Annotated in this window: 27 protein-coding genes and 2 tRNA genes; 13 read left to right on the top strand and 16 right to left on the bottom strand. The window is 61.2% G+C overall.

The genetic code is table 11. The features are described from left to right. Nucleotides 1-103: 103 nt before the first annotated feature. A complete protein-coding gene (locus LVY75_14335; GenBank protein ID XAZ24388.1) occupies nucleotides 104-289 on the bottom strand; it encodes a hypothetical protein in 186 nt (61 codons plus the stop codon). Nucleotides 290-486: 197 nt separating this feature from the next. After that, a tRNA-Pro gene (locus LVY75_14330) sits at nucleotides 487-563 on the bottom strand. Between the two features lie 261 nt (nucleotides 564-824). On the opposite strand from LVY75_14330, the gene LVY75_14325 reads away from it, so the two are divergent. Continuing rightward, the gene (locus LVY75_14325) at nucleotides 825-1,235 is read left to right on the top strand and encodes a hypothetical protein (protein ID XAZ24387.1); all 411 of its coding nucleotides are present in this window, start codon (nucleotides 825-827) and stop codon (nucleotides 1,233-1,235) included. Between the two features lie 95 nt (nucleotides 1,236-1,330). Here LVY75_14325 and LVY75_14320 read toward each other — a convergent pair whose 3' ends face one another. From LVY75_14320 to LVY75_14310, 3 genes are all read right to left on the bottom strand, one after another. Beyond that, nucleotides 1,331-4,726, bottom strand: a complete 3,396-nt coding sequence (locus LVY75_14320) for an acyl-[ACP]--phospholipid O-acyltransferase (protein XAZ24386.1) — start codon at nucleotides 4,724-4,726, stop codon at nucleotides 1,331-1,333. Between the two features lie 91 nt (nucleotides 4,727-4,817). Then, entirely contained in the window at nucleotides 4,818-5,099 is a 282-nt protein-coding gene (locus LVY75_14315) for a hypothetical protein (protein ID XAZ24385.1), read from the bottom strand. A gap of 34 nt (nucleotides 5,100-5,133) precedes the next feature. Continuing rightward, nucleotides 5,134-5,820: a PspA/IM30 family protein gene (locus tag LVY75_14310; GenBank protein XAZ24384.1), complete on the bottom strand. Its 687-nt coding sequence runs from the start codon at nucleotides 5,818-5,820 to the stop codon at nucleotides 5,134-5,136. Nucleotides 5,821-5,931: 111 nt separating this feature from the next. Between LVY75_14310 and LVY75_14305 the strand changes: the two genes are divergently transcribed. Beyond that, a complete protein-coding gene (locus LVY75_14305; GenBank protein XAZ24383.1) occupies nucleotides 5,932-6,549 on the top strand; it encodes a WHG domain-containing protein in 618 nt (205 codons plus the stop codon). Between the two features lie 6 nt (nucleotides 6,550-6,555). Here the strand turns inward: LVY75_14305 and LVY75_14300 are convergent. Then, nucleotides 6,556-6,630, bottom strand: a tRNA-Gln gene (locus tag LVY75_14300). Nucleotides 6,631-6,787: 157 nt separating this feature from the next. Here LVY75_14300 and LVY75_14295 point away from each other — a divergent pair. From LVY75_14295 to LVY75_14285, 3 genes are read left to right on the top strand one after another with little or no spacing between them, the layout of a single operon-like run. Then, nucleotides 6,788-7,084, top strand: a complete 297-nt coding sequence (locus LVY75_14295; protein XAZ24382.1) for a cupin domain-containing protein — start codon at nucleotides 6,788-6,790, stop codon at nucleotides 7,082-7,084. A gap of 2 nt (nucleotides 7,085-7,086) precedes the next feature. Next, nucleotides 7,087-8,001 carry an MBL fold metallo-hydrolase gene (locus LVY75_14290; GenBank protein ID XAZ24381.1) on the top strand — a complete coding sequence of 305 codons (915 nt, stop codon included), beginning with the start codon at nucleotides 7,087-7,089 and terminating at the stop codon, nucleotides 7,999-8,001. Nucleotides 8,002-8,003: 2 nt separating this feature from the next. After that, nucleotides 8,004-8,459: a thiol-disulfide oxidoreductase DCC family protein gene (locus LVY75_14285; GenBank protein XAZ24380.1), complete on the top strand. Its 456-nt coding sequence runs from the start codon at nucleotides 8,004-8,006 to the stop codon at nucleotides 8,457-8,459. A gap of 170 nt (nucleotides 8,460-8,629) precedes the next feature. On the opposite strand, the gene LVY75_14280 is transcribed toward LVY75_14285, so the two are convergent. Further along, the gene (locus LVY75_14280) at nucleotides 8,630-9,535 is read right to left on the bottom strand and encodes a DUF1499 domain-containing protein (protein XAZ24379.1); all 906 of its coding nucleotides are present in this window, start codon (nucleotides 9,533-9,535) and stop codon (nucleotides 8,630-8,632) included. A gap of 225 nt (nucleotides 9,536-9,760) precedes the next feature. Here LVY75_14280 and LVY75_14275 point away from each other — a divergent pair, with 225 nt between their 5' ends. After that, the gene (locus tag LVY75_14275; GenBank protein ID XAZ24378.1) at nucleotides 9,761-10,150 is read left to right on the top strand and encodes a hypothetical protein; all 390 of its coding nucleotides are present in this window, start codon (nucleotides 9,761-9,763) and stop codon (nucleotides 10,148-10,150) included. A 52-nt stretch (nucleotides 10,151-10,202) separates the two neighbouring features. Here LVY75_14275 and LVY75_14270 read toward each other — a convergent pair whose 3' ends face one another. After that, a complete protein-coding gene (locus LVY75_14270) occupies nucleotides 10,203-10,448 on the bottom strand; it encodes a hypothetical protein (protein XAZ24377.1) in 246 nt (81 codons plus the stop codon). A gap of 108 nt (nucleotides 10,449-10,556) precedes the next feature. Between LVY75_14270 and LVY75_14265 the strand changes: the two genes are divergently transcribed. Continuing rightward, entirely contained in the window at nucleotides 10,557-10,754 is a 198-nt protein-coding gene (locus LVY75_14265; protein ID XAZ24376.1) for a hypothetical protein, read from the top strand. 73 nt (nucleotides 10,755-10,827) lie between these two features. Further along, nucleotides 10,828-11,103: a hypothetical protein gene (locus LVY75_14260; GenBank protein XAZ24375.1), complete on the top strand. Its 276-nt coding sequence runs from the start codon at nucleotides 10,828-10,830 to the stop codon at nucleotides 11,101-11,103. On the opposite strand, the gene ppdK is transcribed toward LVY75_14260, so the two are convergent. The 4 genes from ppdK to LVY75_14240 form a co-directional block, all read right to left on the bottom strand. Beyond that, nucleotides 11,097-13,763 (bottom strand): pyruvate, phosphate dikinase, encoded by a 2,667-nt coding sequence (gene ppdK / locus LVY75_14255; protein XAZ24374.1) that lies wholly within the window; start codon nucleotides 13,761-13,763, stop codon nucleotides 11,097-11,099. The genes LVY75_14260 and ppdK overlap by 7 nt on opposite strands. 442 nt (nucleotides 13,764-14,205) lie before the next feature. Next, entirely contained in the window at nucleotides 14,206-17,664 is a 3,459-nt protein-coding gene (locus LVY75_14250) for a chromosome segregation protein SMC (protein ID XAZ24373.1), read from the bottom strand. Between the two features lie 78 nt (nucleotides 17,665-17,742). After that, a complete protein-coding gene (locus tag LVY75_14245; protein XAZ24372.1) occupies nucleotides 17,743-18,441 on the bottom strand; it encodes a DsbA family protein in 699 nt (232 codons plus the stop codon). A 249-nt stretch (nucleotides 18,442-18,690) separates the two neighbouring features. Then, nucleotides 18,691-19,182, bottom strand: a complete 492-nt coding sequence (locus tag LVY75_14240) for a DUF721 domain-containing protein (GenBank protein ID XAZ24371.1) — start codon at nucleotides 19,180-19,182, stop codon at nucleotides 18,691-18,693. Between the two features lie 97 nt (nucleotides 19,183-19,279). On the opposite strand from LVY75_14240, the gene mutY reads away from it, so the two are divergent. Genes mutY through LVY75_14225 form a run of 3 tightly spaced genes read left to right on the top strand, consistent with a single transcriptional unit; the run spans nucleotide 19,280 to nucleotide 21,357 of the window. Then, on the top strand, nucleotides 19,280-20,371 hold the full coding sequence (gene mutY, locus LVY75_14235; protein XAZ24370.1) for an A/G-specific adenine glycosylase: 1,092 nt from the start codon (nucleotides 19,280-19,282) through the stop codon (nucleotides 20,369-20,371). A 2-nt stretch (nucleotides 20,372-20,373) separates the two neighbouring features. Beyond that, on the top strand, nucleotides 20,374-20,988 hold the full coding sequence (locus tag LVY75_14230; protein ID XAZ24369.1) for an HAD family phosphatase: 615 nt from the start codon (nucleotides 20,374-20,376) through the stop codon (nucleotides 20,986-20,988). 3 nt (nucleotides 20,989-20,991) lie between these two features. Further along, entirely contained in the window at nucleotides 20,992-21,357 is a 366-nt protein-coding gene (locus LVY75_14225; GenBank protein ID XAZ24368.1) for a nuclear transport factor 2 family protein, read from the top strand. Between the two features lie 129 nt (nucleotides 21,358-21,486). Here LVY75_14225 and LVY75_14220 read toward each other — a convergent pair whose 3' ends face one another. The 3 genes from LVY75_14220 to LVY75_14210 all read right to left on the bottom strand — a co-directional run bounded on the left by LVY75_14220 (nucleotide 21,487) and on the right by LVY75_14210 (nucleotide 23,450). Further along, nucleotides 21,487-22,617 (bottom strand): site-specific DNA-methyltransferase, encoded by a 1,131-nt coding sequence (locus tag LVY75_14220; protein ID XAZ24367.1) that lies wholly within the window; start codon nucleotides 22,615-22,617, stop codon nucleotides 21,487-21,489. A gap of 147 nt (nucleotides 22,618-22,764) precedes the next feature. Continuing rightward, the gene (locus LVY75_14215; GenBank protein ID XAZ24366.1) at nucleotides 22,765-23,124 is read right to left on the bottom strand and encodes an antibiotic biosynthesis monooxygenase; all 360 of its coding nucleotides are present in this window, start codon (nucleotides 23,122-23,124) and stop codon (nucleotides 22,765-22,767) included. Beyond that, nucleotides 23,121-23,450, bottom strand: a complete 330-nt coding sequence (locus tag LVY75_14210) for an NIPSNAP family protein (protein XAZ24365.1) — start codon at nucleotides 23,448-23,450, stop codon at nucleotides 23,121-23,123. The genes LVY75_14215 and LVY75_14210 overlap by 4 nt, the downstream gene beginning before the upstream one ends. Before the next feature lie 71 nt (nucleotides 23,451-23,521). Between LVY75_14210 and LVY75_14205 the strand changes: the two genes are divergently transcribed. Continuing rightward, on the top strand, nucleotides 23,522-24,208 hold the full coding sequence (locus tag LVY75_14205) for an ArsR family transcriptional regulator (protein ID XAZ24364.1): 687 nt from the start codon (nucleotides 23,522-23,524) through the stop codon (nucleotides 24,206-24,208). 78 nt (nucleotides 24,209-24,286) lie between these two features. Here the strand turns inward: LVY75_14205 and LVY75_14200 are convergent, their stop codons facing one another. Continuing rightward, entirely contained in the window at nucleotides 24,287-24,955 is a 669-nt protein-coding gene (locus LVY75_14200) for a GntR family transcriptional regulator (GenBank protein XAZ24363.1), read from the bottom strand. A gap of 160 nt (nucleotides 24,956-25,115) precedes the next feature. Here LVY75_14200 and LVY75_14195 point away from each other — a divergent pair, with 160 nt between their 5' ends. Continuing rightward, complete coding sequence (locus LVY75_14195) at nucleotides 25,116-25,805, top strand: HAD-IA family hydrolase (protein XAZ24362.1); 690 nt, start codon at nucleotides 25,116-25,118, stop codon at nucleotides 25,803-25,805. Nucleotides 25,806-25,841: the final 36 nt, after the last annotated feature.

The following is a 25,841-nucleotide window of genomic DNA, read 5'->3' as shown; positions in this document are numbered from 1 at the left end:
GGCTTTTTTATTCCAGCGTCAGAGAAACGGGGAACTCTCACCCGCGTCGGAGCGGACTGGCGCCGACGATCATGAGCAAAGCTTTGGGTGAAACAGATTCCAGTCAGCGCCACTTCGGCTGAGGCTTCGGAGCATTCGCCTGGATCTCATGGAGCGGCGCCCGATGGCCCAGGAGCTTCTTGAGCTTCTCCTCCTCGGCCGGGCCTATGCCGAATTTTCGGCAATGCTCGGTGATGTCCTGATCTTTCGGGCCGGGAATTCGAACTTGTCGATTGTTCATCTTCTTCATTGATGCTTCCTCCTCCGAAGGAAACCAGCTTAGCGCCAATTTGTTCGTTAGCAAAACCTAAAATTCCGGGCTTGCATGGTTCAAACCGGTGCATTTGCGGGAACGATCTGATGGGCGTGGCGAGCGCGTCCCAGGGGACGTTGAGGAAGGACAGAAAGCCGGAAAAGAAAAAACCCCGCCGAAGCGGGGTTTTCGGCTGGTCGGAGTGGAGTGATTCGAACACTCGACCCCCACGTCCCGAACGTGGTGCGCTACCAGACTGCGCTACACTCCGTGACCAGCGGCGCCTCTATAGACCGGCCTATTATGTTGCGCAAGCACCAAAATTCAAAAAGGCGCGGGAATTTTTAACGGGCTCGTGACAAGGTGTTTCAGCCCACCGTGCAGCAAAAAGCCACACCCTCGGCAAATTCTTCAGAAGCAGCCAAGTGGCAATTTTCTTTTGCCGGGTTACAGGCTAAAGGGCTTGACGGGACAGGCGAAACCGTCGCGAAGGCGGCTTCGCAGCCACTGGCTAGATATCAGGGACGACACGATGAAACTCCGCACCATGACCGGGGCCGCCGCGCTTGCGATTGCGCTTGCCGGATGCACCACCATACCTTCCGCCGGCAACCCGATCGAGGCGCGCTGGGTCGGCCAGTCGGCCGGCAAGTTCTTTGCCGCCTATGGCCCGCCGCTCAGCGACCGCGACGAAGGCTCCTCGACGATCTACACCTGGAAGGGCGGTTACAAGACGGTGCGCGTGCCCGCGAAATATGCCGAAGGTGCTGACGGCAAGCGCGGCAAGCAGATTGCGAGCGCCCGCACGCTTTACCTGCGCTGCCAGGCCGAAATCACCACCAGTTCCGACTATACGATCCGCGATATCCGCACTGTCACCGATATCCCCGGTGTGAACGGTCCTTCCTACTGCGCCGAGTTCCTGGCGCCGGAACAGAAGTAAACCGGATTGTTCGTCCGATAATGCCAACAGGCGGCCCGCAAGCCGCCTGTTTTGTTTTCACTTATGATCACTGCTGCCGGAGAATGAAGCCGGTTTTACGCCGCCTGCTCCGGCTGGGCCGCGCTCTCGGCCAATCTGCGCGCCGTCACAAAATCCACCTTTCCGGAGCCGAGGACCGGCACTTTGCCGATGGTAACCTCGGCCGGCACCATCATGTCCATGGCGCCCTTCGATTTGGCAAAAGCGAGGAATTCGGCGCGAGTGGCAGTCGGCGCATCGGTCAGAAGTACAAGCCGCTCGCCCTTCTTTGCATCCGGTATCGAGGAGACGACCGAAAGAGCGCCCGGCCAGCGTTCTGCGGCAAGGGCCTCGACGGCCGCGAGAGATATCATCTCACCGCCGATCTTGGCAAAGCGCTTGGCGCGGCCGCGGATCTTGACGAAACCGTCCTCGTCGATGGTGACGATGTCCCCGGTATCATGCCAGCCGTCCACAAGCGGTTCGAGCACGCCGGGATTTTCGGCACGCAGATAGCCGGCCATGACGTTGGCGCCGCGGACGACGAGGCGGCCACCGTCATCGATGCCGGGTACGGGTTCGAGCTTCCATTCCATGCCCGGCAGGATTTTGCCGACAGTGCCGGACTTGTTGTACATCGGCGTGTTGATCGAAATAACCGGCGCCGTCTCGGTGACGCCATAGCCTTCCAGAATGCGCAGGCCGAATTTCTCCATGTAGGTGGCGCGGGTGGACGCCTTCACCGGCTCGGCACCGGAGAAAATATAGCGGATGGAGCGGAAGTCGTAAGGGTGGGCCGTCCGGCTGTAGCCGTTGAGGAAGGTATCGGTGCCGAAGATGATCGTAGCATTCGAGACATAGATCAGCTCCGGCACGATGCGGTAGTGCAGCGGCGACGGATAGAAATAGACCGGCACACCCGAGATCAGCGGCAGCACTGTGCCCGCCGTCAGCCCGAAGGAGTGGAAGACCGGCAGGATGTTGAACACCTTGTCGCCGCTGTGGAAATCGATGCGGGCGGCGGCCTGGGCGGCGTTCGACAGGATGTTGCGATGGGTCAGCACCACGCCCTTCGGCGTACCTTCGGAGCCCGAGGTGAAAAGTATGACGGCCGGATCATCAGGCTGGCGCTTCACCAGCGGCCGTGCCTTGTGCAGATAGCCCCTGATCTTGCTCACAAGGCCGATTTCGGTGCGGAGATCGTCAAGCCAGACGATCTTAAGCTGCTTTTCCATCTCCTCGATGACCGGGCCGAGCTTGGCCTGGGCCACGAAGGCGCGGGATGTGAGGACATGCTTCACCTCCGCCGCCTTGCAGGCGGACAGGATATTGGCCGCACCGGCGGTGAAATTCAGCATGGCCGGCACCTTGCCCGCCGTCATCACGCCGAGGAGCGTTGCGGCGGCGCCATTGGCATTCGGCAGCATGACGCCGAGATTGCGTTCCGGGAACATGCCACGGAATTTCGCGCCGAGCACGGCAGCACCCGTCAGCAGCTTGCCGTAAGTGAGCTTGCCGGTGACCGGATCTTCGACGGCGAGCTTGCCCATGCCGAATTCGTGGCTCGCCTCGATGATGCGGTCAATGACGGTCGAGGATGTATCGGCGGTCCGGAACATCAGGTTCGACATGACCTGGTAGAGGGCGGCACCGGCTGCCGTGCGGCGCTTGCGGCCCTTGAGTTCGGCCGGAACTTCGAGCTTCACCGGCTCGAGAATGGTGACCTTGACCTTGGGGAACAGCCGGCGGCGGATCTTGCCGTCGTTCAGGTAAGAGAGATAGCTCTTCTCCAGGCCGTCGATGCGCACCGGCACCACCATCGCTCCAGTCTTGTCGGCAACCATGGCGGCGCCGTCATAAACCTTCATCAGCGTGCCGGTTACTGTCAGGCGCCCCTCGGGAAAGATACCGATCGGGCTGCCGTCCTGCACGACCTTGATCAGCGAGCGCGTCGCCATCGGCTTGGTCGGATCGAGCGGCAGGAATTTGCACATTTTCAGGAAGGGTCTTACCCACCAGGCTTGGGCGATCTTGTAATCGACCGCAAAAACCGGCTCCTCCTCGGTGATGGCAAGTGCCAGCGCGCCGTCGAGCAGACTGACGTGATTGAGCGCGATGATGGGAGCCGGCCCTGCTTTCTTGATATTTTCGAGGCCTTCGACTTCCAGCCGCATGAAGGCACGGAACAGGATCGAGACGAAATCGCGGAAGGCATTGGTCGGCAGCGTCTTCAGCATCAGCCAGGCAACGGCGAAATTGATGATGCCGAGGCCGATCAGGATCTGCGGAATAGACGCACCGAAGGCCTGGACGACGGCAACAGCACCGAGGCCGACAGTGATGAAGAGCGCCGACAGGACATTGGCGGCACCGATGACGCGGGCGCGGCGGTCCTCATGCGCCCAGGTCTGCAGCGCGGCGAAAGTCGGAACTGCGATGAAGGCGCCTGATATCGCCATGCCGGCGAGATCGATTGCGACGCGGATCGTGTTCTGGCCGGCGAAGAAAGCCAGGATGGTTGTCGCATGGCTGGTCGATTGCAGACCCCACAGATTCCAGGCGAGATCGAGGCTGAAGATGGCAAGCAGGGCCGTGCCGATCGGCGCAGGCAAAAGTACAATGCGGCCTGATGACATCCAGGCGGCGATGGCGGAGCCCACTGCGACTGCCACGGCAAAGACCGTCAGATAGGCGGGCACGACAATTTCCGAACCGCCGAGCAATTCGGTGACCATGGTTGGCAGGATAGACAGCACGAATGCGCCGACCAGCCAGAACCAGCAGTTCATCAGCGCCGAACGCCACAGGCGCTTGTCGCTGCGGATTTCCATGACGAGGTTGTAGCTGGAGCGGATGACGTTGGTATCGACCTCGAGATCGGGAGCCTTGGAGCCGGTTGCCGGGATCATCCGGCTGGCAAACCAGCACAGCACCGAAAGACCGATCATCATCGTGCCGAAGACGAGGACATTGTCGCCGCCGGAAAAGGCGAATGCGGCAACGATGGTGCCACCGAGGATGGCGATGAAGGTGCCGCCCTCGATCCAGGCATTGGCCTTCGGCAGGTCGCGGCGTTCCAGGTGATCAGGCAGAATGCCGTATTTGATCGGGCCGAAAAGCGCGGAGATGACGCCAAAGCCAAACAACGCCGCCATCAGGATCCAGATGGAGGAGAAGGCAAGACCGACGACAGCAACGACCGCCACCGCAATCTCGCATCTCTTCAGCAGTTCGGCGACCTTGGCCTTGTCGTGCTTGTCGGCGAGTTCGCCGCCGATTGCCGAGAGCAACAGGAATGGAATGATCAGGACGACGCCGGCAAGTGTGACCAGTGCCGCGCCCTCGGCAGCCGACATCTGGAAGAGGATCAGGAATACAAGAGTATTCTTCAGGAAGTTGTCGTTGAACGCGGTGAGGAACTGCGTCCAGAACAGCGGCGCGAATTTCCTTGATGTCATCAGGTTGGTTTGCACGGCAGATCCTCCATTGGCTCGCAGAGAAGGCCACAGAGTTGTTACGCAAAAGTTGAGTATAGCAACAACTCTGTGGTGTAGTTAATGAAGATTAGTCTTCACCGTTACGATTGAACTTGACGAGCAGCTTCTCGGTGCGGGCGTCTTCAACCTTGCGGATCAGCTTTTCGGATTCAGCATTGTCGCGCAGCGTCTTGGTTATATTTACCGTCGTTTGAACCAGCATCAGGATGCCCATCGCCAGGTAGCCTTTGCCCCAGAGATCGAGCGGCATCATATAGAGGCCGAGCGCCAGCATGAAGGCTGCGGCGCCGAAGGAGATGTAGGAGAAGCTGACCCAGCTGGCGGAATGTTTCTGGAAACTGTCGTTCATTGTCGTGATTCCCTCAGGTTTGATGATGCTGATTTTAAGCGGCGGGGTTGATGCGGCTGCGCAGGCGGGCGAGCACGTCATCGGCGGAAGAGCGCAACGGCGCACCGCATCCGGCATTGGCAAGCTTCTCGATGATGCCGGCAGGAGCGGTCGAAGTCTCCATCGCCTTCAGGGCCGAGGCCGTCATCTCATTCTGGTTCTGACGGATGCGAAGGCGCGCAAGCGTCTCCTCGGCATCGTCAAGCGTCGCAAGGCCTGTGCCGGCAACGACGACATCGAGCTTCTGCGCCTCTTCGGTGGCGCGGGCCAGACGCTCGCCACGCTGTAGTTCCTGCAACCGCATTTCGGAGATGCGGACAATTCCCTTCAGCTTGTCGATAGCAGTCGTGAACTGCGCCTGGGCCTTTTCGGATTGATCGCGCTCGGCCTCGAGATAGGCGATCGCTTCGGCAGCCTCACGGGCCAGTGCTTCATTGCCCTTGGCAAGCGCAGCAGCGGCGCGAGTCTCGAGATCGTCGATCCGGGAAACGATCGTTGCGTGCTGAGCCCGCTCCTGCTCGTTCTGGGCAATGGCGATCGCCACGCTGCGGCGGGCCGACTGGATCGATTGTGCGGCATCGCGAATCTGCTGGGCGAGCAGAGGTACGGCATTGCGATCGGCAAAGGCCTGTTCGGCATCGTATGCCCTGCCCCGCAACAAAGTCGAAATCAGTTTGAACATTTCTTTCCTCCGGTTTATGAACGTTGTTCACAAGTTGAGTTATGGCAGAATCCTGAACGACGTTCAAGAATAATTTTGAACGTCGTTCACGAAATCGAAGCGAGATGGTTAATGGCCGGGAAAAGAGAAGAAAAACGCGAAGATCTGAGGGCGCGGCTGATCGATGCGGCACGAAGCCGGATTATGCGAGAAGGGCTTGCAAACCTCAGGGCGCGCGAGATCACCCAGGATGCCGGCTGTGCGCTCGGCGGCCTCTATACGGTCTTCGCCGACCTCGCCGAACTCGTTATCCATGTGAATTCCACGACGCTGAAGGCGCTGGAAGCAAGGCTCACCTTGCCCGAGACCAGGGACAGGACACCGACGGACCGGCTGCGCAATCTGGCGCAGGGATATTTAGGTTTCGCAGTGGAAAACCGGAATCTCTGGAAAGCGCTCTTCGAGCATTACCCGCCTGAAACCAGCCCGACGCCGCAATGGCATCTCGATGAACATCTCTTCCTGATGAACGTGATCGCAGAACCGCTTGCCGAGCTGCAGCCAGATATGACGGCGGAAGACAGAGCGATCCGCGCCCGCACGCTGTTCGGCGCCGTTCACGGCGTCGTCAGCATCAGTCTCGAAGGCCGCTTCGTCGGTCTGCCGGCCGAGCGCCTTGCGCGGGAAGTAGATGAGCTTGTGGTGACGATTGCCGCGGGTGCGGCGGCAAGGCGTTTACAAGCTATTTGAACGTTGTGGCTGGGGCGCCTGGATTCGAACCAGGGGATGGCGGTACCAAAAACCGCTGCCTTACCGCTTGGCTACGCCCCACCAGAGCTGAAGCGGATGCCGCTTCGCCAAAACGTGGCCTGATTAGCAAAGGTCGGACTGCCCCACAATCACTAAGTTCACTGCGACGTCATATTTGTATGCGCGGCCATGCCGGCATGGTAGGACTGCAAGCATCGAACAGCCAATGGAGACACCGTTGAGCCAATATCGCGCCCGTCCACCAGCGCTTGCGACGCTGATCCTCGATGATGCCATCGTGCGCATCACCCAGTGGGATTTCGAGCCGGGTGCCGATACCGGCGTTCATACGCATGGCTTCGGCTATGTGGTCGTGCCGATGACCGATTGCCAGTTCCTGATCGAGGATGCCGAGGGTAGCCGGCGGGTGGATGTTGCCAAAGGGGCTGCCTATCGCCGCGAGGCCGGTACCGAGCACAATGTCGTCAATGCCGGCGAGCAGCCCATGTCCTTCATCGAGATCGAATATAAATAGACATGTCCGGTGCGAACTTCGATCTTTTCTTCGATCCGGCCTATGGGCGGGCTGTTCCGGTCGCAGAGGGCATCCAGCGCCTGACGGCGAATAATCCGAGCCCTTTCACCTTTCACGGCACGAACAGCTATATCGTCGGCGGCTCATCGGTCGCCGTTATCGATCCGGGACCGGCGAATGCGGCGCATTTCGAAGCGCTGATGACAGCGCTTGCCGGCCGGCAGGTGACGCATATTTTCATCAGCCATACTCATCGGGACCACTCGCCGCTTGCAAAACGGCTGAAGGCGGAAACCGGCGCACTGACGGTTGGCGAAGGGCCGCACCGACCCTCGAGGCCGCTGCGCGAGGGCGAGGTCAACCCATTTGCCGAAAGCTCCGATACGGATTTCGTGCCGGATATCGCTATCCGTGACGGACAGACGATTTCCGGCGACGGCTGGGCGCTGACGGGGGTGCTGACGCCCGGCCACACGGCCAATCACGCAGCATTCGCGCTCGAGGGAAGCGGCATCCTTTTTTCAGGCGATCATGTGATGGCCTGGGCAACGACGATCGTCGCACCGCCGGACGGATCCATGGCGGACTATATGGCCTCGCTCGACAAGCTGCTTGCCCGCGATGACGGCCTGTTGCTGCCCGGCCATGGCGGGCCGGTGACTTCGCCTGCGCCCTTCCTGCGCGGGCTGAAGACGCATCGGCGCCTGCGGGAACGCTCGATCATCGAACGTATCCGGACGGGGGAAAGCACCATCCCCAGGATGGTCGAGATGATCTACCGCGATACCGATAAGCGACTGCATGGCGCGGCGGCACTTTCGGTACTGGCGCATATCGAAGAACTGATGGAGCGTGGCGAAGTCACCGCCGATGGGCCGCCTTCGCTTGTTGCGCATTATCGGTTGGCCGGAGGCTGAGAATGGCAAGGTCCGCGGATTACACCTATCGCGACGATCCTTCCGTGCCGGCCTTTGCTGATGACAAGCCGCTGATCCTTTTCGATGGCGAATGTGTCTTCTGCTCCGGCTGGGTTCAGTTCCTGTTGAAGCGAGACAAGGAAAAGCGCTACCGCTTCATCGTCGCCCAGACGCCGCTCGGCGAGGCACTCTACCGGCACTACGGGCTGGAGACGCGGGATTACGAGACCAATCTGCTGATCGACAAGGGCCGTGCCTATTACAAATCCGATGCGACGATCCGGATGCTGGAAGGGCTTGGTTTGCCTTGGGCTCTGGCCGGTGTGTTGCGGATCGTGCCGCGGCGGATTGCGGATGTCGTCTATGGGGTGGTTGCGCGGAACCGGTTGAGGATTGCAGGGCGGCGGGAGAGTTGCATGGTGCCGACGGCTGACGTGCGGGAGCGGTTTTTGGGGTAAGGCGAGTTCTGCGCTCCTTCGTTGGCGCCAGGTGCTCGATTTATAGGACAGGTTCGCGATAAGGGCGTTTTCGTGTGCCTCACCGTATCCCGGCCCTTCGCATGGCTCAGGGCGTTCGCCCCTGTAATCGATCCACTGGATCGATTACTGCCGCTTTGCGGCACCGGGGCTCACCCACCCGCAATCCCGAGAAGCTCTGAATCGAGGGCACCAAGATATTGCTCGGCCTCTTCGGCGCTGAAGCCAAGGTCGTGCTGGCCATAGCGGGAGGCGACGCGCACGTCGACGAAGGTGGTTTCGGCCTCTTCGCGCAGGCGGATGATGAAATCGAAACGCAGACCGAGGATGAGGGTGCGGGTCGTGCCTTGCAGGATCACGCCATTGGCGCCGCGGATCATCTTCGCCACATCATCCTCATAGGGGCGCGGCGTCGGCACGGGGATGACATCGGGGGAATCAGCCACACCGCTTTCCGGCTGGGCCGGAACCGGCTTGTCCTCAAGCTCGCGGCCGGGCGTCGTATCGCCTTCGCTTTTGGTGATGGTGACGCCGTTCTGCTTGGCGACCTTCTTCACGGCCTCCAGAACACGGTCGAGCGCTCCGTCGTAACGGCGGCCCGTGAGCTCCGGATAGGCGGAAAGCTGCTTCTCGCGGTCGCCTGATGTCACGACCGGTTCACGAGGCAGCCAGATCTGGTCGGCCTGCGGCGTCGAGAGCCAGTCGGGCGCGGAGGCGGTATCCGTGGTCACGTCGTAGATTGCCGGCAGGGTGAAATAGCGCTCCGCCGCAAAGGCGCCGATGCCGAGCGGAAAGGCTGCATAGATGAGCGCCGCCAGCGCATTCGTCCCGCCCTCGGCACCGGTCATCCAGAGGCTGCGCAGGCCGATGGCAGCCAAGAGGGTCGCGAGGACCGCGCAGCCGACAGAAACGAGCAGCACGAGGATGAGATAGGGTGTCGCCAGACCGCCGAAGCGATGGGCAATCAGCACCGCTACCGAGAGCACGAGCGCAAACGCCCCGAAATGCCGCGATAAGCGGGCAGCGCTGGAAACGGGACGATCGAAACGGATGGCCATCAAAACTACCGGTTGGTCGGCGGCGAGCAATCGAATGAAGCTGCTGCCATCGACTTTTCTAGTGCAAGATTCGTCTAAATTGAAACTCTTGTCTGAGCATTGCCGAAGCAATCCACGTCAAAGGTCCAAGTCTGAGGGCGCTCCCTCTGTAAGCTATTGCTGATATGCCGTAAAAAGGCCATTCTACCGGGGTCTGATACATGTCCCACGAAACAGGAGAGACAGATGATCTCGTCCGAAATGAGGGAAAGGCCGCAGGCATCTTCGCTTGGCGGCATCGAGCGTGGCGAGCCGCTCTTGCCGCTGGAACTTCTCGAACTCGAACTCTCGCTGGAAGGCTACGCCGATGGCGAGGCCGGATTCTGCGAAGCGGTGCGCAGAGCTGCTGCCGAAACCCGAGGCGAATTTCTCTTCGACCTGCCGGCGGCGGGGCTCGTCGAAGATTGCAGGCGAATCGCCGTGCTGCGCATCCCGACGTCGGACAAGACGATGCGGGTGGTTCTAGCCTTGCTCGACCAGAACGGTACGGAAATCCGAATGCAGGCGCCTGATGAGGACACCGAACATCTGGTGCGCTTCGCCGATGCCTTCATCGAGGTCCTCGAGCGGATCTGAATCCCAAGCGTCTCGTTAGCGCAAAACCGCTGCAGATTTCGCGAGCCATGCTTCAATCGCGGCTGGCCGCAGCTTCCGCGAGCGAGCGGAAAGGAAATTTGCGGCCGCATTCGCATTTCAGCATGAATGTTTCCTGATGCACCGAGGGGCGCTGCACAAAGAAGCCGCGCGGCAGCTGGTCGACCTTGAAATCGGGAGTCTTGCGCTTGGCATCATCAATCTCGGAGGCCTCCGCAAAGCCGCTATTGCCGCATTGCGGACAGGTGAGTTTCTTCGAGAATCGATCGCGGATCGCCATGGTGCTCTTTCCTGTGAGTTGCCTTTGCTCTTACATAGGAATGCATGGCGGTGAAAGTGGAACCAAGCCTGCACCCTGCCGTTCCTTCTTCAGTGAAGGAGGTAAATCATGCCCAACAGAGACCCCATCCCCGCACCCGGCGCAGAGTCGCCGCTTGGCCCGCAGCCAACACCGGGTATTCCCGACCGCATCCAGGAAAAACCGCCGTTGACCCCGGCGCAGGATCCGAGCGATACGAAGAATCCGGAGGATCCGCCACTCGATCCAGCCCTTCTGCCGATCGGTGACCCCGCGGGCGCAGCCTGATAATATAGTCGGGTTGACGACGTCAGGCGGATCGATTCTCCTGGCCTGGCGTTCATGCTCGAGGAAGATACCGATGCGCCCATATATCCTGCCCCTTCTTGCCGTTCTGGCCGCCGGGCTTGCCGCCTGCCAGACGCTGACGCCCGAGGAGCGGCGGGCACGTGACGAGCAGACCTGCACCGGCTACGGCTTCAAGCGCGGAACGGATGGTTTTGCGACCTGCCTGCAGCGGATCGAGCTCGACCGCCGTGCCCAGGCCCGCTACGACAGCGACTGGGTGATGGCCGATATGGCCTATAATCTGAACGGTCCCTATTACTACCCGCGCTATTACCGCTACCGTCACTGAGCGGCGGCAATGACCGCCTGGGCGGCCGCAAGCCGGGCGATCGGCACGCGGAAGGGCGAGCAGGAAACGTAATCGAGGCCGATCGTCTCGCAGAAATGGATTGAGGCGGGATCGCCGCCGTGTTCGCCGCAGATGCCGAGCTTCATGTCGTTGCGGGTGCGCCGCCCGCGCTCGGCGGCAATGCGGATCAGTTCGCCCACGCCATCGAAATCCAGGGATATGAAGGGATCATGCTCGATGATGCCCTTGCGCTGGTAAGTCGGGATGAAGGCCGAGGCATCGTCGCGCGAAATGCCGAAAGTGGTCTGCGTCAGGTCGTTGGTGCCGAAGGAGAAAAATTCGGCCGCCTCGGCGATGACGTGGGCACGCAGTGCGGCACGCGGCAGCTCGATCATCGTGCCGACGAGGTAATCGATGCGCATCTTGGCTTCCGACATGACATCCTGTGCCACGGCATCGATCTTCGCCTTGACGTAATCGAGTTCGGAGCGAAGGCCGACGAGCGGCACCATGATTTCGGGAACGACGGCAGCACCCGTTTCTTTTGCAGCAGCGACCGCCGCCTCGAAAATCGCGCGGGCCTGCATCTCGACGATCTCGGGATAGGAGATGGCAAGGCGGCAGCCGCGATGCCCGAGCATCGGATTGAATTCGTGCAGCGCGTCGACACGCTGGCGGAGAGCCGAAGGCTCCATGCCCATGGCATAGGCGACCTCGGCGATCTCCTCGTCACTCTTCGGCAGGAATTCATGCAACGGCGGATCGAGGAGGCGAATCGTCACCGGCAGTCCGTGCATGACGGAGAACAGGCCGGTGAAATCGCCCCGCTGCATCGGAAGGAGCTTGTCGAGAGCGCGCAGCCTGCCCTTTTCGTCCTCGGCCAGGATCATCTCACGCATGACATGGATGCGCTCGCCCTCGAAGAACATATGCTCGGTACGACAAAGGCCGATACCTTCGGCACCGAAAGAACGGGCCGCGCGGGCATCGGCCGGCGTGTCGGCATTGGTGCGCACCGTCATGCGGCGAGCACGATCCGCCCAGCCCATGATGCGGCCGAAATCGCCTGACAGTTCCGGCTGGATCATCGGCACCTCGCCCTTGAGGACCTGGCCGGCGGAACCGTCGATGGTGATGACATCTCCCTTTTTCAGCGTCACGCCGATGCCCATCAACCGCTCATTGCGGGCGTCGATGCGCATGGTGCCGGCGCCGACGACGCAAGGGATCCCCATTCCGCGGGCGACGACGGCCGCATGGCTGGTCATGCCGCCGCGTGTGGTCAAGATGCCTTCGGCAGCATGCATGCCGTGAATGTCTTCGGGGCTGGTCTCGACGCGCAGCAGGATGACCTTGCGACCTTCCGACTCTGCCTCAACCGCCTCTTCCGCCGTGAAGACGATCTCACCGGTCGCTGCACCGGGCGACGCCGGCAGGCCGGAGCCGATCACCTGGCGGCTGACACGCGGATCGATGGTCGGATGCAGGAGCTGGTCGAGCGTCGACGGCTCGATGCGCAGGACGGCTTCGTCCTCGGTGATGACACCTTCGTCCACCATGTCGACGGCGATCTTCATGGCTGCCCTGGTCGAGCGCTTGCCGGAGCGCGTCTGCAGCATCCAGAGCTTGCCACGCTCGATGGTGAATTCGATGTCCTGCATGTCGCGGTAGTGCGACTCCAGTTCGGCGCAGATGCGGCCGAACTCGGCGAAGGCCTCGGGCATCAGCTTTTCCATCGAGGGCTTTTCGGAACCTGAGGCTATGCGCCCCTCCTCGGTGATGCTTTGCGGCGTGCGAATGCCGGCAACCACGTCTTCACCCTGCGCATTCACCAGGAATTCGCCGTAGAGGATCTTCTCGCCCGTCGAGGGGTTGCGGGTGAAGGCAACGCCCGTCGCCGACGCGTTGCCGAGATTACCGAAGACCATGGCCTGGATATTGACGGCAGTGCCCCAGGCTTCCGGAATATTGTGAAGTTGGCGATAGGTGACAGCGCGCGCGTTCATCCAACTCGCAAACACCGCGCCGACAGCGCCCCAGAGTTGTACCGCCGGATCCTGCGGGAAGGCCTCGTCCAATTCTTCTTCGATCAGCGCCTTGTAGAGCGAAACGACATGCTGCCATTCGGAAGCGCTGAGCTCGGTATCGAATTCGTGGCCAAGGCGCGCCTTCTCATCCTCGAGAATTTCCTCGAAGAGATCGTTGCCGAGCCCCATGACGACATCGGCATACATCTGGATGAAGCGACGATAGCTGTCCCAGGCAAAGCGCGCATCCCCGGCGTCATGGCCGAGCGCCTGCACCGTCTCGTCATTCAGGCCGAGATTGAGCACCGTATCCATCATGCCAGGCATGGAAACACGAGCGCCTGAGCGAACGGAGAGCAGAAGAGGCTGTTTGCCCGCGCCGAAACGGCGGCCGGTGATCTGCTCGATATCCGCAATGCCTGCGAGCACCTGCTCCTTCAATGCGGGATCGATCTTGCGGCCGTTCTTGTAATAGGTGGTGCAGGCTTCGCTGACGATGGTGAGGCCAGGAGGGACCGGAAGGCCGAGGCTGCACATTTCGGCGAGATTGGCGCCCTTGCCGCCAAGGATCTCCTTGTCTCGCGCCCGGCCTTCAGCCTGCCCATTGCCGAACGTATAGACCCACTTGGTCATCTTCCCCCCAACACCATTTCGGGAACCAGCTTAATCCCTTGGTGTTGAAATGAAAATCGACAAATGCGGCGAAATGTTGCGTCGCACAATAAATCCGCGACAGGAGGCAAGATCAAACGGTTGAAACGGAGGAGGCGCAGTGCAAGCGCATAAAAAAAGCTTTGCGGGACTGCAACAACGGTCCCGCAAAGCCTTGTTTCCGTCCGGCCAGGAAAACCGGACGGGGGGTCCATCTATGCCCTGCGATCTTCGACCGTTCGCTCCCAACCCGAAGACAGCATTGCAAATTCCACGGTACGCAACGACCGATTGCTACTTATCCGTACCGGCGCGGTTGCGATAAAACAACTTCTAATGCAATGCGCGCAAAAGAGCATCACCCAAATGGGGTACGCACCCGATGTCAGGGTGACCTTTTTTGGTCTTTAATTAAAATGCCGCCTCAGGCCGTCTCACGGAGACGCTCTGCAGTCTGCAGATCAACCGAGACCAGCTGAGAAACACCCTGCTCGGCCATCGTCACACCGAAGAGGCGATTCATGCGCGCCATGGTGATCGGGTTGTGGGTGATGATGACGAATCGTGTCTCCGTGGAGGCCGCCATCTCGTCCATCAGGTTGCAATAGCGCTCGACATTGTGGTCGTCGAGCGGGGCATCCACCTCGTCCAGCACGCAGATCGGCGCGGGATTGGTGAGGAAGACGGCAAAGATCAGCGCCATTGCCGTCAGCGCCTGCTCGCCGCCGGAAAGCAGAGTCATGGTCTGCGGCTTCTTGCCGGGCGGGCGGGCGAGGATTTCGAGGCCGGCTTCCAGCGGATCGTCTGATTCAATGAGCTGCAGCTCCGCCGTGCCACCGCCGAAAAGGTGGGTGAAGAGCCGCTGGAACTGGGCGTTGACGACGTCGAAGGCGGCAATCAGTCGTTCGCGGCCTTCACGATTCAGGCTCTGGATCGCGCCGCGCAGTTTTCTGATGGCATCGATGACGTCGTCTCGTTCCTTGATGAGCGCTTCCAGCTTCTCGCTGAGCTCCTTCTGCTCCTCGTCGGCCCGCAGGTTGACGGCGCCCAGACGCTCGCGCTCTATCCTTAGCCGCTCCACTTCGCGCTCGACCTCGCGCGGATCCGGCAGCGTCTGCAGTCCCGGCCGGCCGGCGAGGCGCAACGCCTCATGGGGCTGTACATTGAGTGTCTCACGAATGCGCTGTTCGCTCTCCTGCCGCTTCTCGCGTGCGGAGACGAGGCGCTCCTCGGCGCGGCCGCGGCGCTCGCGGCTTTCAGCAAGCTCCGAAAGCGCTGTCGCCGCCTTGTGGTCAGCGTCGCGCTGCAGCAGCTCGGCTTCGGCCAGCAGATCAGCGGCATGACGGCGGGCCTCCTCGGCCTTCTGCAATTCCGTCAGCAAAGCGCGGCGCTTGTCATCGAATTCATCGGGCGCCATTTCAAGCTCGGCGGCTTCTTCGCGGGCCTCCTCCTCACGATCGCGGAGCGTCGCGATGTGATCTTCCGCACTTGCGGCGCGCTGTCGCCATGTCTCGCGCTCCTGGCCGATGGCGACGATGCGGCGCTGGCGCGCATCGTTCTCGCGGTTCAGGCTCTCATGGCGAGCGCGCGCTTCAGCAAGCGCACCGCGATCGGTCGCGACTTCGGCCTGCTGGAAGCGCAGACGGTCATCGAGCGCGGTCAGATCTGGCGCATCTTCGAGTTCGATGCGGGCATTTTCTTCCTGAACGGCAACATCTTCGAGCTGCGACTGCAACTGACTGACGGCTTCGGCGACGACATCGCGGCGGCGAATGAGATCGCCCGAGGCGCGCTCCGCAGCGGCCAGAGCCTCGCGTGCCTCGGCAAGATGACGGGCGGACAGGCGGTTCATGTCGCGGGCGTCAGTGAGCCTGCGCTCCTCTTCACGGATCGCATCGGCCGCAGCGGCAAGGCGCTCCTCTGCTTCGGTCAGAACATCGCGAGCGAGTTCTGCCTCACCTTCGAGCTCGGCGAGGCGGTTTTTCTGGGCGAGACGAAGAGCGGCCGCGCTCGGTGCGTCCGCGCCGGCGACATGGCCATCCCAGCGATAAACGGCGCCTTCCCTGGTGACCAGCCGCTGGCCGGCCTTGAGTTCCTTCACCAGACGCGGCGCATCGCTGGCGGCCACCAGGCCTATCTGGCGCAGGCGACGGATCAGCGCGGCGGGTGCACGAACGTGATTCAGCAGCGGCACAGCACCAGCAGGCAATCCCGGATCGCCGGCACCATCGCCGTTTTCCGACCAATGGGCGGGCGCATTCGGGTCGAGCGGGGATTCAAGGTCGTCTCCGAGGGCGGCACCGAGCGCGGTTTCGAAACCGCGATCGACTTTCAGCTCTTCGGCAACCGGCGGGAATTCGCCTGTGGCGGCGCCTGCCAGCATGCGCTGGATTGTGCGTGCTTCCGTCTCAAGCGCGTTGAGCTTGCTGCGTGCCTGATCAACCGGAGCGCGGGAGAACGCTTCCATCTCGCGCGCCTTGGCGAGCGCCAGTTCGACGGACTGGATCGCCGCTTCGGCCTCGGCGACGGCGATCTCGCCGGCTTCCACCACGGCGCGCTTTTCTTCCGGGTCCGGCAGCGTTGCGATCCTCTCGCCGACACCGGCAAGCTCGCGGTTGGCCTCGTCCATCTGGCGTTCGAGCCTGAGCTTGCGATCAGCGAGATCGCGGATGGCGCGTTCCAGCTGGTTGCGTCCGGCTGCGGCTTCAGCGCGCTCCGCGGTCAGGGTGGTGAAGATACGCTCACTATCTGCGAGCTTGGTGGCAGCCTCTTCGAATACCTGCCGCGTCTCCTCGGCATAACGGCCGGAATCGGCGAGGGTTTCGCCGATATCGGCCTCTTCGGCATCGAGCCTTGCCAGGATGACGGCATTGTCGGCGACAAGCCGTTCCTCGCGCCTGATATCTTCGGCAAGCTGCGTCAGACGACGGGTGAGTTCATCGCGACGGCGCAGGATGCGGTTGGCATCTTCCTCGAGCTGGCTGCGGGCGATTTGCAGGCGCTGGAGGGCGGCCGCGACCCTCGCCTCGCCTTCGCGCAGTTCAGGCAGTTTCAGGCTGGCAATGCCTTGGCTCTTAGCCGCCTCCATCTGGATCTGCGCCTTTTCGGCGACGACGACGGTTGCCTGATTGAGTGCGCTATCAGCCTCCGCCTCAGCTTCCTTCGCCTGCACCCAACGGATGTGCAAGAGCATAGCCTCGCGGGCGCGAATATCGGCAGAGAGCGTCTTGAAGCGGTTTGCCTGGCGCGCCTGACGCTTCAGGCTCTCGATCTGGCTTTCGAGCTGCGACGTGACGTCATCCAGCCGCTCCAGATTGCTTTCTGCGGCGCGCAACCGAAGCTCGGCCTCATGGCGGCGGGAGTGCAGTCCGGAAATCCCGGCCGCCTCTTCCAGCAACTGGCGGCGTGCCTGCGGCTTTGCGGAAATCAGTTCGCCGATACGCCCCTGCCCCACCATCGAGGGAGAACGAGCGCCGGTGGAAGCATCCGCGAAAAGCAGCTGAACATCCTTGGCGCGGCTTTCCTTGCCGTTGATGCGATAGATCGATCCCTGCTCACGCTCGATGCGTCGGGTGACCTGAATTTCATCGCTGTCATTGAAGGCGGCAGGCGCGGTACGTTCGCCATTATCAAGATAGAGCGCAACTTCGGCCGTGTTGCGCGCCGGGCGGTTTCCCGAGCCGGAAAAGATCACGTCGTCCATGCCGGACGCGCGCATGTTCTTATAGGAATTCTCGCCCATGACCCAGCGCAGGGCCTCGACGAGGTTGGACTTGCCACAGCCGTTCGGTCCGACGACACCCGTCAGGCCACGCTCGATAATGAATTCTGTCGGTTCGACGAAGGATTTGAAGCCGACAACGCGGAGCTTGTTGAACTTCATGCCACGGCCTCACACCGCGCAAAAGAAAAAGCGGGCGCACGGCTTTCACCGTCGCCCGCCTTCGCAAAACGGTACGGATCAGAGGAGGCTGTCGATGAGGGCCGACATGGTGTCAACCGGCATGTCTCCAGAATAGCGCTTGCCATTGATGAGGAACGTCGGCGTGGCATTGACGCCGAAGTCCTTGGAACCCCGTTCCCGCGTGGCATTCACTTCATCCAGCAGTTTCTGGTTCGTCAAGCACTTCGTGAAGCTATCCTCAGTAAATCCGGCAAGCTTCGACATCTGCAGCAGTGCAGCGCGGCCATCATCGGCTGCTGCCCAGACCTGCTGCTGCTTGAAGAGCATGGCGACCATCGGGAAATACTGTTCGGGTGTTGCGAGCTCCTCAGGCTTCTGCGGGTTGCAGCGGGCAAGCATGAAGGCAGCGGCAGCGCGGGGGTCGAAGGGGAATTCGCGCAGGATGAACTCGACCTTGCCGGTATCGACATATTTCTGCTTGATGGTGTCGAAGGTCGTGTTGTGGAAGTGGGCGCAGTGCGGGCAGGTCATCGACATATATTCGACGATCTTGACCGGGGCATCGGCTTTGCCGAGTGCCATTTCCGGCAGCGCGCCGGGCTCCAGCACCTTGGCCATGTCGACATCGCCGTCCGGCTTCGGAATTTCCGGGGCTGCCTGCGCCTGCGCCGTACCGTATACCGCCATGGATGCGGTTGCGGCGGCGACACCGCCCAGAAGCTGGCGTTTCGTCAATTGCATTTCAGAGATGCGCATGGGTTCCCCATAAACAAGTGTGGCAGCTGCTTGTGCGATATAACGGCCAGAAGCCGCTAACAAGGCACGCTTCGCCAACTTTCTTCAAAGAATTGTGACCTGCGAAAGACGAATAGTCAAAAGACTGCAGGATTTTGCCCTATCGATTGAGATCGCGACGATTGCCGACACGCAGAACCGGAAACCGGACTGCGTCGTCATCGATATCGTCAATCACGCGACAGTCGCCGGCGAGGCGTCAAACGACAGCTATCTGCCCCGCTTGCCCAATACCGCCGTCCCCAGACGAGCGATCGCCTTTCTGATCTTTTCATCCTCCAGGCCCTGCATCATCCCTTCCAGCTTGCGGGCCGCCTCGCCCTTCAAGGGCGGCGGCGTGCGGGAACGTTTGACCGGCTGGTAGACCGGTTTCTGGACGATGCGGAGCTGGTGGACGGCGGCAAAGCCGAAGAAGCTGTTGATGCGTTGGATAAGCTCCCCCTGCGCGTGGGTGAGGAAAAGAGCGCGTGCGCCTTCGCAGGCAACCGTCAGCACACCGGGACGGAAGTTTCCATCATCGCCGCCGCCGCGGGCCCAGGCGATCTTTTCCGGGCGGGTGCAATCGGCGAAGTCCTCGCCGGCGATTTCGTCCCAGGAGCCGAGAAGTGCGCTGTTGATGCCGGCACGGCGGGCGAGAACGGGATCGATGATGCCGTTCGTCAGCTCTGCAATCTGCTTCTCATCTTTGCGTGGATAACTCATCGAAACCTTGGTAAGCGACGTCCATCGGCGGCCGCCGGCTTGATCACGCCGCCTTGCTTCGCCAAGTATAGATCACTTCCCCCGATCGCGGCAAATAATGACGACACGCACACCGGACGCGCCGACTGCCTCCCCTCTCCTGGAATGGTACGACCGCCATCATCGCGACCTGCCCTGGCGGGTTTCGCCACCGATGGCCAAGCGCGGCATCAAGGCCGATCCCTATCACGTCTGGCTGTCCGAGGTGATGCTGCAGCAGACGACGGTGCAAGCGGTAAAACCCTACTTTGCCAATTTCCTTGCGAAATGGCCGTCCGTGACGGATCTCGCCGATGCGCCCGTTGAAGCGGTGATGGCCGCCTGGGCGGGGCTCGGCTATTATGCTCGGGCGCGCAATCTGAAGAAATGCGCCGAAGCCGTTGCCAGCGAACATGGCGGCATCTTTCCCGACACTGAAGAGGGCCTGAAAGCCCTGCCCGGCATCGGCGACTATACGGCCGCAGCAGTCTCGGCCATCGCCTTTAACCGTCAGGCCGCCGTGATGGACGGCAATGTCGAGCGGGTTATCTCGCGGCTCTATGCCATCGCTACGCCGCTTCCAGCCGGCAAACCGCTGATGCGCCAGAAGGTGGCGCTGCTGACGCCGGCTGACCGACCCGGCGATTTTGCCCAGGCGATGATGGATCTCGGCGCCACGATCTGTACGCCGAAGCGCCCGGCCTGCTCGCTCTGTCCGTTCAACGGATCGTGCGAGGCATTGCGGCTGCACGATCCCGAGCAGTTTCCGGTCAAGGCCGCCAAGAAGGAAAAACCGATCCGGCGGGGTGCGGCCTTCGTGGCAGTCACCTCCGATGGCGATATCCTGCTTCGGCGGCGGATTGAAAGCGGGTTGCTCGGCGGCATGACGGAAATTCCGACGACAGCATGGACAGCGCGGCAGGACGGCGAGACCTCAGCCGAAGCGGCACCCTTCAAGGCTGACTGGGAGAGCGCCGGCAGCGTCACCCACATCTTCACCCATTTCGAGCTCAGGCTTTCGATCTTCCGCGTGGCACTTACCAATCGCGTTCAAATCGATGAAGGCTGGTGGGAGCCAGTTATAAATCTTGAAGCTCAGGCGCTGCCGACTATCATGAAAAAAGCGATCGCAGCGGCTATTCCTCTCGCGTTCAAAACAGCCAAGGGATGATTATGGCAAACGACATCAAGCATATCGTTTTCGATATTGGCAAAGTTCTTATTCATTACGATCCGCAAATTCCCTTCAGCCGCCTCATTCCCGATGAGGCCGAGCGCACCTGGTTTTTCGCCAATATCTGCACGCACGACTGGAACGTCGAGCAGGACCGCGGCCGCACCTGGGCCGATGCCGAGGCCTTGCTGATCAAGGAGCATCCGACCCGCGAAGAGCATATCCGCGGCTTTCGCAAGAACTGGCACGAGATGATACCGCATGCCTATGAAGACAGCGTCGCGATCATGGAGGGCTTCATCAATGAAGGCCGGGACGTGACGATGCTGACCAACTTCGCGTCCGACACATTCCGCGAGGCGCAGGAACGCTTCCCCTTCCTCAAGAAGCCGCGCGGCGTAACCGTTTCCGGTGATGTCGGCCTCATCAAGCCCGATATCGCGATCTACGAAACGCATGCGAAGAGTTTCGACCTCGATCCGGCTGCGACAATCTTCATCGACGACGCACCCGTCAATGTCGAGGGCGCTAAGGCCGCCGGCTGGAATGCCGTGCTCTTCACCGGCGCCGACAAGCTGCGCGCCGACCTCGCGACTTACGGTTTGAGGGCCTGAGCCATGGCTTTCGATCCCGCTGACGCCATCGACCGCTTCCACGCGGCGATCAACGCGCTCGATTTTCCCGAGATCGAGCGCTGGTTCGCCGAGGATGCGACCTACGTCTCCAACGGCGTCGGCAGCCTTGCCGGTCGGGCCGAGATCATGGCTGCCTTCCGACGCTATTTCGACGATTACCCTGACCAGACAGCAGAAAACTCCCTGGTGGAAACGCTGACGCCGCTTTCCGGCCGGGCTGTCTGGTCCGTTCGGGCAACACACAGCAAGACCGGCAAGCCGCTGATCCGCGAAGGCGAGGAAACGATCACCTTCAATGCGGACGGCAAGGTTACGCGGGTCGATGTGACCGACTACCAGGAATTCTGAGGCGAGATTGCTGCCGCTTTTGCAGAAACAAGAAGCCCGGGGTCTTTCGGCCCCGGGCTTCTTGTTTCTTCTTCCGTAACTGGAGGTACAAACCGGAAGAAGCTGTATCTCAATCTTGCAAGATGTTGCTCAATCCATCTTTGCAAGGTCGCTGCGGATGATGGACCGCAAGTCGTCGATTGGGCGCAGGGATTGCCCGTCGTCGAAGTGCCAGAATGTCCACCCGTTGCATGCATCAAGGCCCTGCACTTTCGCGCCGAGACGATGAATGGAGCCAGCCTCGCCACCAGCGGCGACAGTGCCGTCGGCGCGCACCACGGCGCTGTAACGCCGTCTGGCATCCGTCAGCACCTGGCCGGGCTTGATAAGGCCGCTTTCGACCAGCACGTTGAAGGCGACGCGGGCCTCGGCCTTCTTGCCGGTCATGACGGTCAGTTCCGCCTTGCCGAGCGGCTCGACGGCGGCGATGCGGGCAGAGGCCGCATCGATATAGTCCTGCTCACGCTCGATGCCGACGAAGTGGCGGCCGAGACGCTTGGCAACGGCGCCGGTCGTTCCCGAACCGAAGAAGGGATCGAGAATGATATCGCCGGGCTTCGACGAGGCCATGATGACGCGGGCGAGCAACGCTTCCGGCTTCTGAGTCGGATGGACCTTCTTGCCATCCTCGCCCTTCAGGCGCTCGTTGCCGCTGCAGATCGGGAAGAGCCAGTCGGAGCGCATCTGCACATCGTCATTGGCGGCCTTCATGGCATCGTAATTGAACGTATAGCCCTTGGCCTTGGCGTTCGGGCTCGCCCAGATCATCGTTTCATGGGCATTCTGGAAACGACGGCCCTTGAAATTCGGCATCGGGTTCGTCTTGCGCCAGACGATGTCGTTGAGGATCCAGAAGTTCAGGTCCTGCAGCGTAGCGCCAACGCGGAAGATATTGTGATAGGAGCCGATGACCCAGATCGTGCCCGTCGGCTTCAGCACACGGCGGCAGGCGAGCAGCCAGGCGCGCGTGAAAGCATCATAGGCCTCGAAGGAGGCGAACTGGTCCCATTCATCGTCGACGGCATCGACCAGCGACTGGTCGGGACGGTGCAGCGTGCCGCCGAGTTGAAGGTTATAGGGCGGATCGGCGAAGATGACGTCAACCGACTGGTTCGGAAGAGCCTCAAGGGCTGCAACGCAATCGCCCTTGATGATCGTGTCGACCCAAGAACCCGGCTTGACGGAAGCCTTGAGGTCGGCAAGCGGAAAAACAGACGCCATTTAGATACTCACTCATACGCTTTACGCTTAACTGTCCGTTATGGTTACGCAAGTTGGTTACCAAAGACTGAAGCATCGACCCGTTTCGGGAAAATATTCGGGTTTGCGCGTAGGAGAGAGGCAGGCACAGGCCGGTGCCTGCCCCTTTCATTCCACTACATGAAGGCTATGGACGTGCCTGCTGTCTTCAGGTGCTTCGGCCCGCTCGATCATGCCATAATCCCTGATCACCTGGCCGATACGCAGGCGATAGTCTGCGAAAATGCCGTTGCGGCCGGCCTTCTGGGCCGCGCGATGGGCCTCGAGATTGCGCCACTCGCGGACCGCCTCTTCGTCCCTGAAGAACGAGAGCGAGAGGATCTTGCCGCGCATAGTCAGGCTCTCGAAACGCTCGATGGAGATGAAGCCGTCGATCTTTTCGAGTTCGGATCTGAGTTCGCCGGCTAGGTCGAGATAGCGATGGCGTTCGCCGACATAGGGGATGACTTCGAAGATGACGGCGATCATGGCAGTACCAGTCTCGTATGTGGGGCCGAGACATTCTTCAGGAAGATGCGGTCCTCTTTCAGGATGAAGCGTTCACGGCGGGCGAATTCGTAGTTCTCCCGACCGAGCGGATCGGCGGCAAGTCTTGCGCGATAGGCCTCATAGGCTGTCAGGCTTTCGATGTTGTAGACACCGTACGCCGTCGTCGCGGAACCCTCGTGCGGGCCGAAATAGCCGATCAGGTCGGCGCCGTTTCTCGGGATCGCCTGCCCCCAGTTGCGGGCATATTCGGCAAAGGCATCCTTGCGGAACGGGTCGATCTCGTAGCGGATAAAGCAAGTGATCATCGTTTTCTCCTTTCGTGTGAGAAGCGTTTTCGCACGTTGCCGTACGAGAATGCTTCGGTTACGATCGAAGTATGAAAGAAGGGCCTGACATTGCTCAGATCGGCGCGCTCATCGGCGATCCGGCGCGCGCCAATATGCTGGCGGCGCTGACCGGCGGGCGTGCGCTGACGGCAACCGAACTTGCTGCGGCTGGCGGCATCACCCTGCAGACCGCAAGCACGCACCTTTCAAAACTCGAAGCCGGCGGCTTGCTGGCGCAGCGCAAACAGGGGCGACACCGCTACTTCACGCTCGCCGACGAGGCAGTCGCGCGGCTGATCGAAAGCATGATGGGCCTTGCGGCAAGCCGAGGGCATCTGCGCCATCAGCCTGGTCCGAAGGACCCGGCACTGCGCAAGGCGCGTATCTGCTACGATCATCTGGCGGGCGATTTTGGCGTGCGCATGCTGGACAGCCTCGTTGCCTCCGGGTCGATCGATGCCATCGGCGACGGGCTTGCGGTGACGGCGAAAGGCGAGAGCGATCTGCAATGTATCGGCATCGATGTCGGCAGCCTCAAGTCCTCCCGCCGGCCGCTCTGCCGCTCCTGCCTCGACTGGAGCGAACGCCGCGCCCATCTTGCCGGCAGCCTCGGCAAGGCGCTGCTTTCGAATTTCATGGAGAACGGCTGGGCAAGGCGGATACCGGAAAGCCGCTCTGTGGTCTTTTCACCCGAGGGTGAGCGGCAGTTCCTCAAGCTCTTTCCGCTGGAAGGCTAAGGCGCGACACGCGTATTCCTGAATGGTTGCGAGCGACCTTGGTGCAAAACTCGCTCAGGTACCTACAATTTTGAGAATTCAGCCGACGATAGCAAAAGCTTCACGTTCGCCGCCCTTCTGGGCGGGTTGCGGGGCACGTCCGATCCACTGCACATGCTTCTGCAGGATGGCGGCAGCCTCCTCCGCCTTGCCCTGACGAAGTGCGGCAAGGATGGCCCTGTGATCGTGATCCGTACGTTTTTCCCAACCGGATCGCCAGGCGGAAAACAGGAAGCGGGCACTTGCCGCATGGAGGTCGTCGATCGAGGCGAGCAGGCGCGGCATGGCGCAAGGGGTGAGGATCAGGCGGTGGAAGCGGCGGTTCGCCTCTTCCCAGGCATGCACATCGGCAGCGGCATCGCCTTCGCGTGTCGCCTCCTCCGCAGCGTCAAGAATGGCGGGCGTCAGGTGGCGGCTGGCATGTGTCAAAGCAAGCACTTCGAGTGCGGCGCGCATTTCAGCGACCTCGCGCACCTCGGCGAGATCAAAGGAGGCGACGCGAACGCCACGGCGCGGCTCGCTGATCGCCAGTCCCTGCGCCTCCAGCCGACGGAAAGCCTCGCGTACCGGCACATGGCTGGTGTCGAACTCCTCGGCAATATGGTCCTGTCGAAGACGAGCGCCAGGCGCAATCTCGCCATGGACGATGCGCTCTGCAAGCACGCGGGCGATGCGCGCGGTGATGGTGTCTTCAGGTTCCCTGCTCATTGCCATCAAGTAGCGAGCCCTGCAGGACTTGTCGAGGTGGCACGGAACCTGCTCGCGGCAAAGCTGCCCGCACAATGCATTCCAGCCATGCCGTGCAGCCGATTGAGCTTTCGGCGGCCATCGTGTAAAGCCGCATCATCCCCGAATAAGGCATGAGTATATGGACGGCTTCGACCTCATCATCTTCGACTGCGACGGCGTTCTGGTCGATTCCGAAATCATCGCTGCCAACGTGGAATCGGTGTTGCTGACCGAAGCAGGCTTTCCGATCAGCGTCGAGGAGATGAACGAGCGCTTCGCCGGCCTGACCTGGCAGGACATACTCTTCCAGATCGAGCGCGAGGCCAGCATTCCGATCTCGGCATCCCTGCTCGACAAGTCGCAGCAGATCCTGGACGTGCGGCTCGAACAGGAAGTACAGGCTATCCCCGGTGTCGAATATGCCGTCGGTCGCCTTCCGATGAAGCGGTGCATCTGCTCCAATTCCTCGAGCAAGCGGCTCGACATGATGCTTGGCAAGGTCGGCCTGAAGCAGCTCTTTGCACCAAACATCTTCTCCGCCAAGGATCTCGGCCCAGATCGTGCCAAGCCAAAGCCGGATATTTTCCTGCATGGCGCCAGCCAGATGGGCGTTTCGCCTTCCAGGACTGTCGTTGTCGAAGATTCCACCCATGGCGTTCATGCCGCGCGTGCGGCAGGCATGCGGGTTATCGGCTTCACCGGCGGCTCGCATACCTATCCATCGCATGCCGACAAGTTGACGGATGCGGGCGCAGAGACGGTGATTTCACGCATGAACGATCTGCCCGGCGTTGTCGCCGCGTTGGCGGAGTGGGAAGGCGTGCTTTAAGGGCGCAGCCTTGAAACTCTAGCGGAAGAAATCCGC

Origin of the sequence: Sinorhizobium sp. B11 (assembly GCA_039725955.1) — a bacterium.
Classification (GTDB): Bacteria; Pseudomonadota; Alphaproteobacteria; order Rhizobiales; family Rhizobiaceae; genus Rhizobium.
Note: the sequence above shows the minus strand (reverse complement) of the source record. Positions and strands in the feature narration are given on the sequence as shown.

Coding starts and splice junctions, on each gene's coding strand:
- LVY75_14335 (XAZ24388.1), bottom strand. CDS start 289: ATGAAGAAGATGAACAATCGACAAGTTCGAATTCCCGGCCCGAAAGAT.
- LVY75_14325 (XAZ24387.1), top strand. CDS start 825: ATGAAACTCCGCACCATGACCGGGGCCGCCGCGCTTGCGATTGCGCTT.
- LVY75_14315 (XAZ24385.1), bottom strand. CDS start 5,099: ATGAACGACAGTTTCCAGAAACATTCCGCCAGCTGGGTCAGCTTCTCC.
- LVY75_14310 (XAZ24384.1), bottom strand. CDS start 5,820: ATGTTCAAACTGATTTCGACTTTGTTGCGGGGCAGGGCATACGATGCC.
- LVY75_14305 (XAZ24383.1), top strand. CDS start 5,932: ATGGCCGGGAAAAGAGAAGAAAAACGCGAAGATCTGAGGGCGCGGCTG.
- LVY75_14290 (XAZ24381.1), top strand. CDS start 7,087: ATGTCCGGTGCGAACTTCGATCTTTTCTTCGATCCGGCCTATGGGCGG.
- LVY75_14285 (XAZ24380.1), top strand. CDS start 8,004: ATGGCAAGGTCCGCGGATTACACCTATCGCGACGATCCTTCCGTGCCG.
- LVY75_14280 (XAZ24379.1), bottom strand. CDS start 9,535: ATGGCCATCCGTTTCGATCGTCCCGTTTCCAGCGCTGCCCGCTTATCG.
- LVY75_14275 (XAZ24378.1), top strand. CDS start 9,761: ATGATCTCGTCCGAAATGAGGGAAAGGCCGCAGGCATCTTCGCTTGGC.
- LVY75_14270 (XAZ24377.1), bottom strand. CDS start 10,448: ATGGCGATCCGCGATCGATTCTCGAAGAAACTCACCTGTCCGCAATGC.
- LVY75_14265 (XAZ24376.1), top strand. CDS start 10,557: ATGCCCAACAGAGACCCCATCCCCGCACCCGGCGCAGAGTCGCCGCTT.
- LVY75_14260 (XAZ24375.1), top strand. CDS start 10,828: ATGCGCCCATATATCCTGCCCCTTCTTGCCGTTCTGGCCGCCGGGCTT.
- ppdK (XAZ24374.1), bottom strand. CDS start 13,763: ATGACCAAGTGGGTCTATACGTTCGGCAATGGGCAGGCTGAAGGCCGG.
- LVY75_14250 (XAZ24373.1), bottom strand. CDS start 17,664: ATGAAGTTCAACAAGCTCCGCGTTGTCGGCTTCAAATCCTTCGTCGAA.
- LVY75_14245 (XAZ24372.1), bottom strand. CDS start 18,441: ATGCGCATCTCTGAAATGCAATTGACGAAACGCCAGCTTCTGGGCGGT.
- LVY75_14240 (XAZ24371.1), bottom strand. CDS start 19,182: ATGAGTTATCCACGCAAAGATGAGAAGCAGATTGCAGAGCTGACGAAC.
- mutY (XAZ24370.1), top strand. CDS start 19,280: ATGACGACACGCACACCGGACGCGCCGACTGCCTCCCCTCTCCTGGAA.
- LVY75_14230 (XAZ24369.1), top strand. CDS start 20,374: ATGGCAAACGACATCAAGCATATCGTTTTCGATATTGGCAAAGTTCTT.
- LVY75_14225 (XAZ24368.1), top strand. CDS start 20,992: ATGGCTTTCGATCCCGCTGACGCCATCGACCGCTTCCACGCGGCGATC.
- LVY75_14220 (XAZ24367.1), bottom strand. CDS start 22,617: ATGGCGTCTGTTTTTCCGCTTGCCGACCTCAAGGCTTCCGTCAAGCCG.
- LVY75_14215 (XAZ24366.1), bottom strand. CDS start 23,124: ATGATCGCCGTCATCTTCGAAGTCATCCCCTATGTCGGCGAACGCCAT.
- LVY75_14210 (XAZ24365.1), bottom strand. CDS start 23,450: ATGATCACTTGCTTTATCCGCTACGAGATCGACCCGTTCCGCAAGGAT.
- LVY75_14205 (XAZ24364.1), top strand. CDS start 23,522: ATGAAAGAAGGGCCTGACATTGCTCAGATCGGCGCGCTCATCGGCGAT.
- LVY75_14200 (XAZ24363.1), bottom strand. CDS start 24,955: ATGAGCAGGGAACCTGAAGACACCATCACCGCGCGCATCGCCCGCGTG.
- LVY75_14195 (XAZ24362.1), top strand. CDS start 25,116: ATGGACGGCTTCGACCTCATCATCTTCGACTGCGACGGCGTTCTGGTC.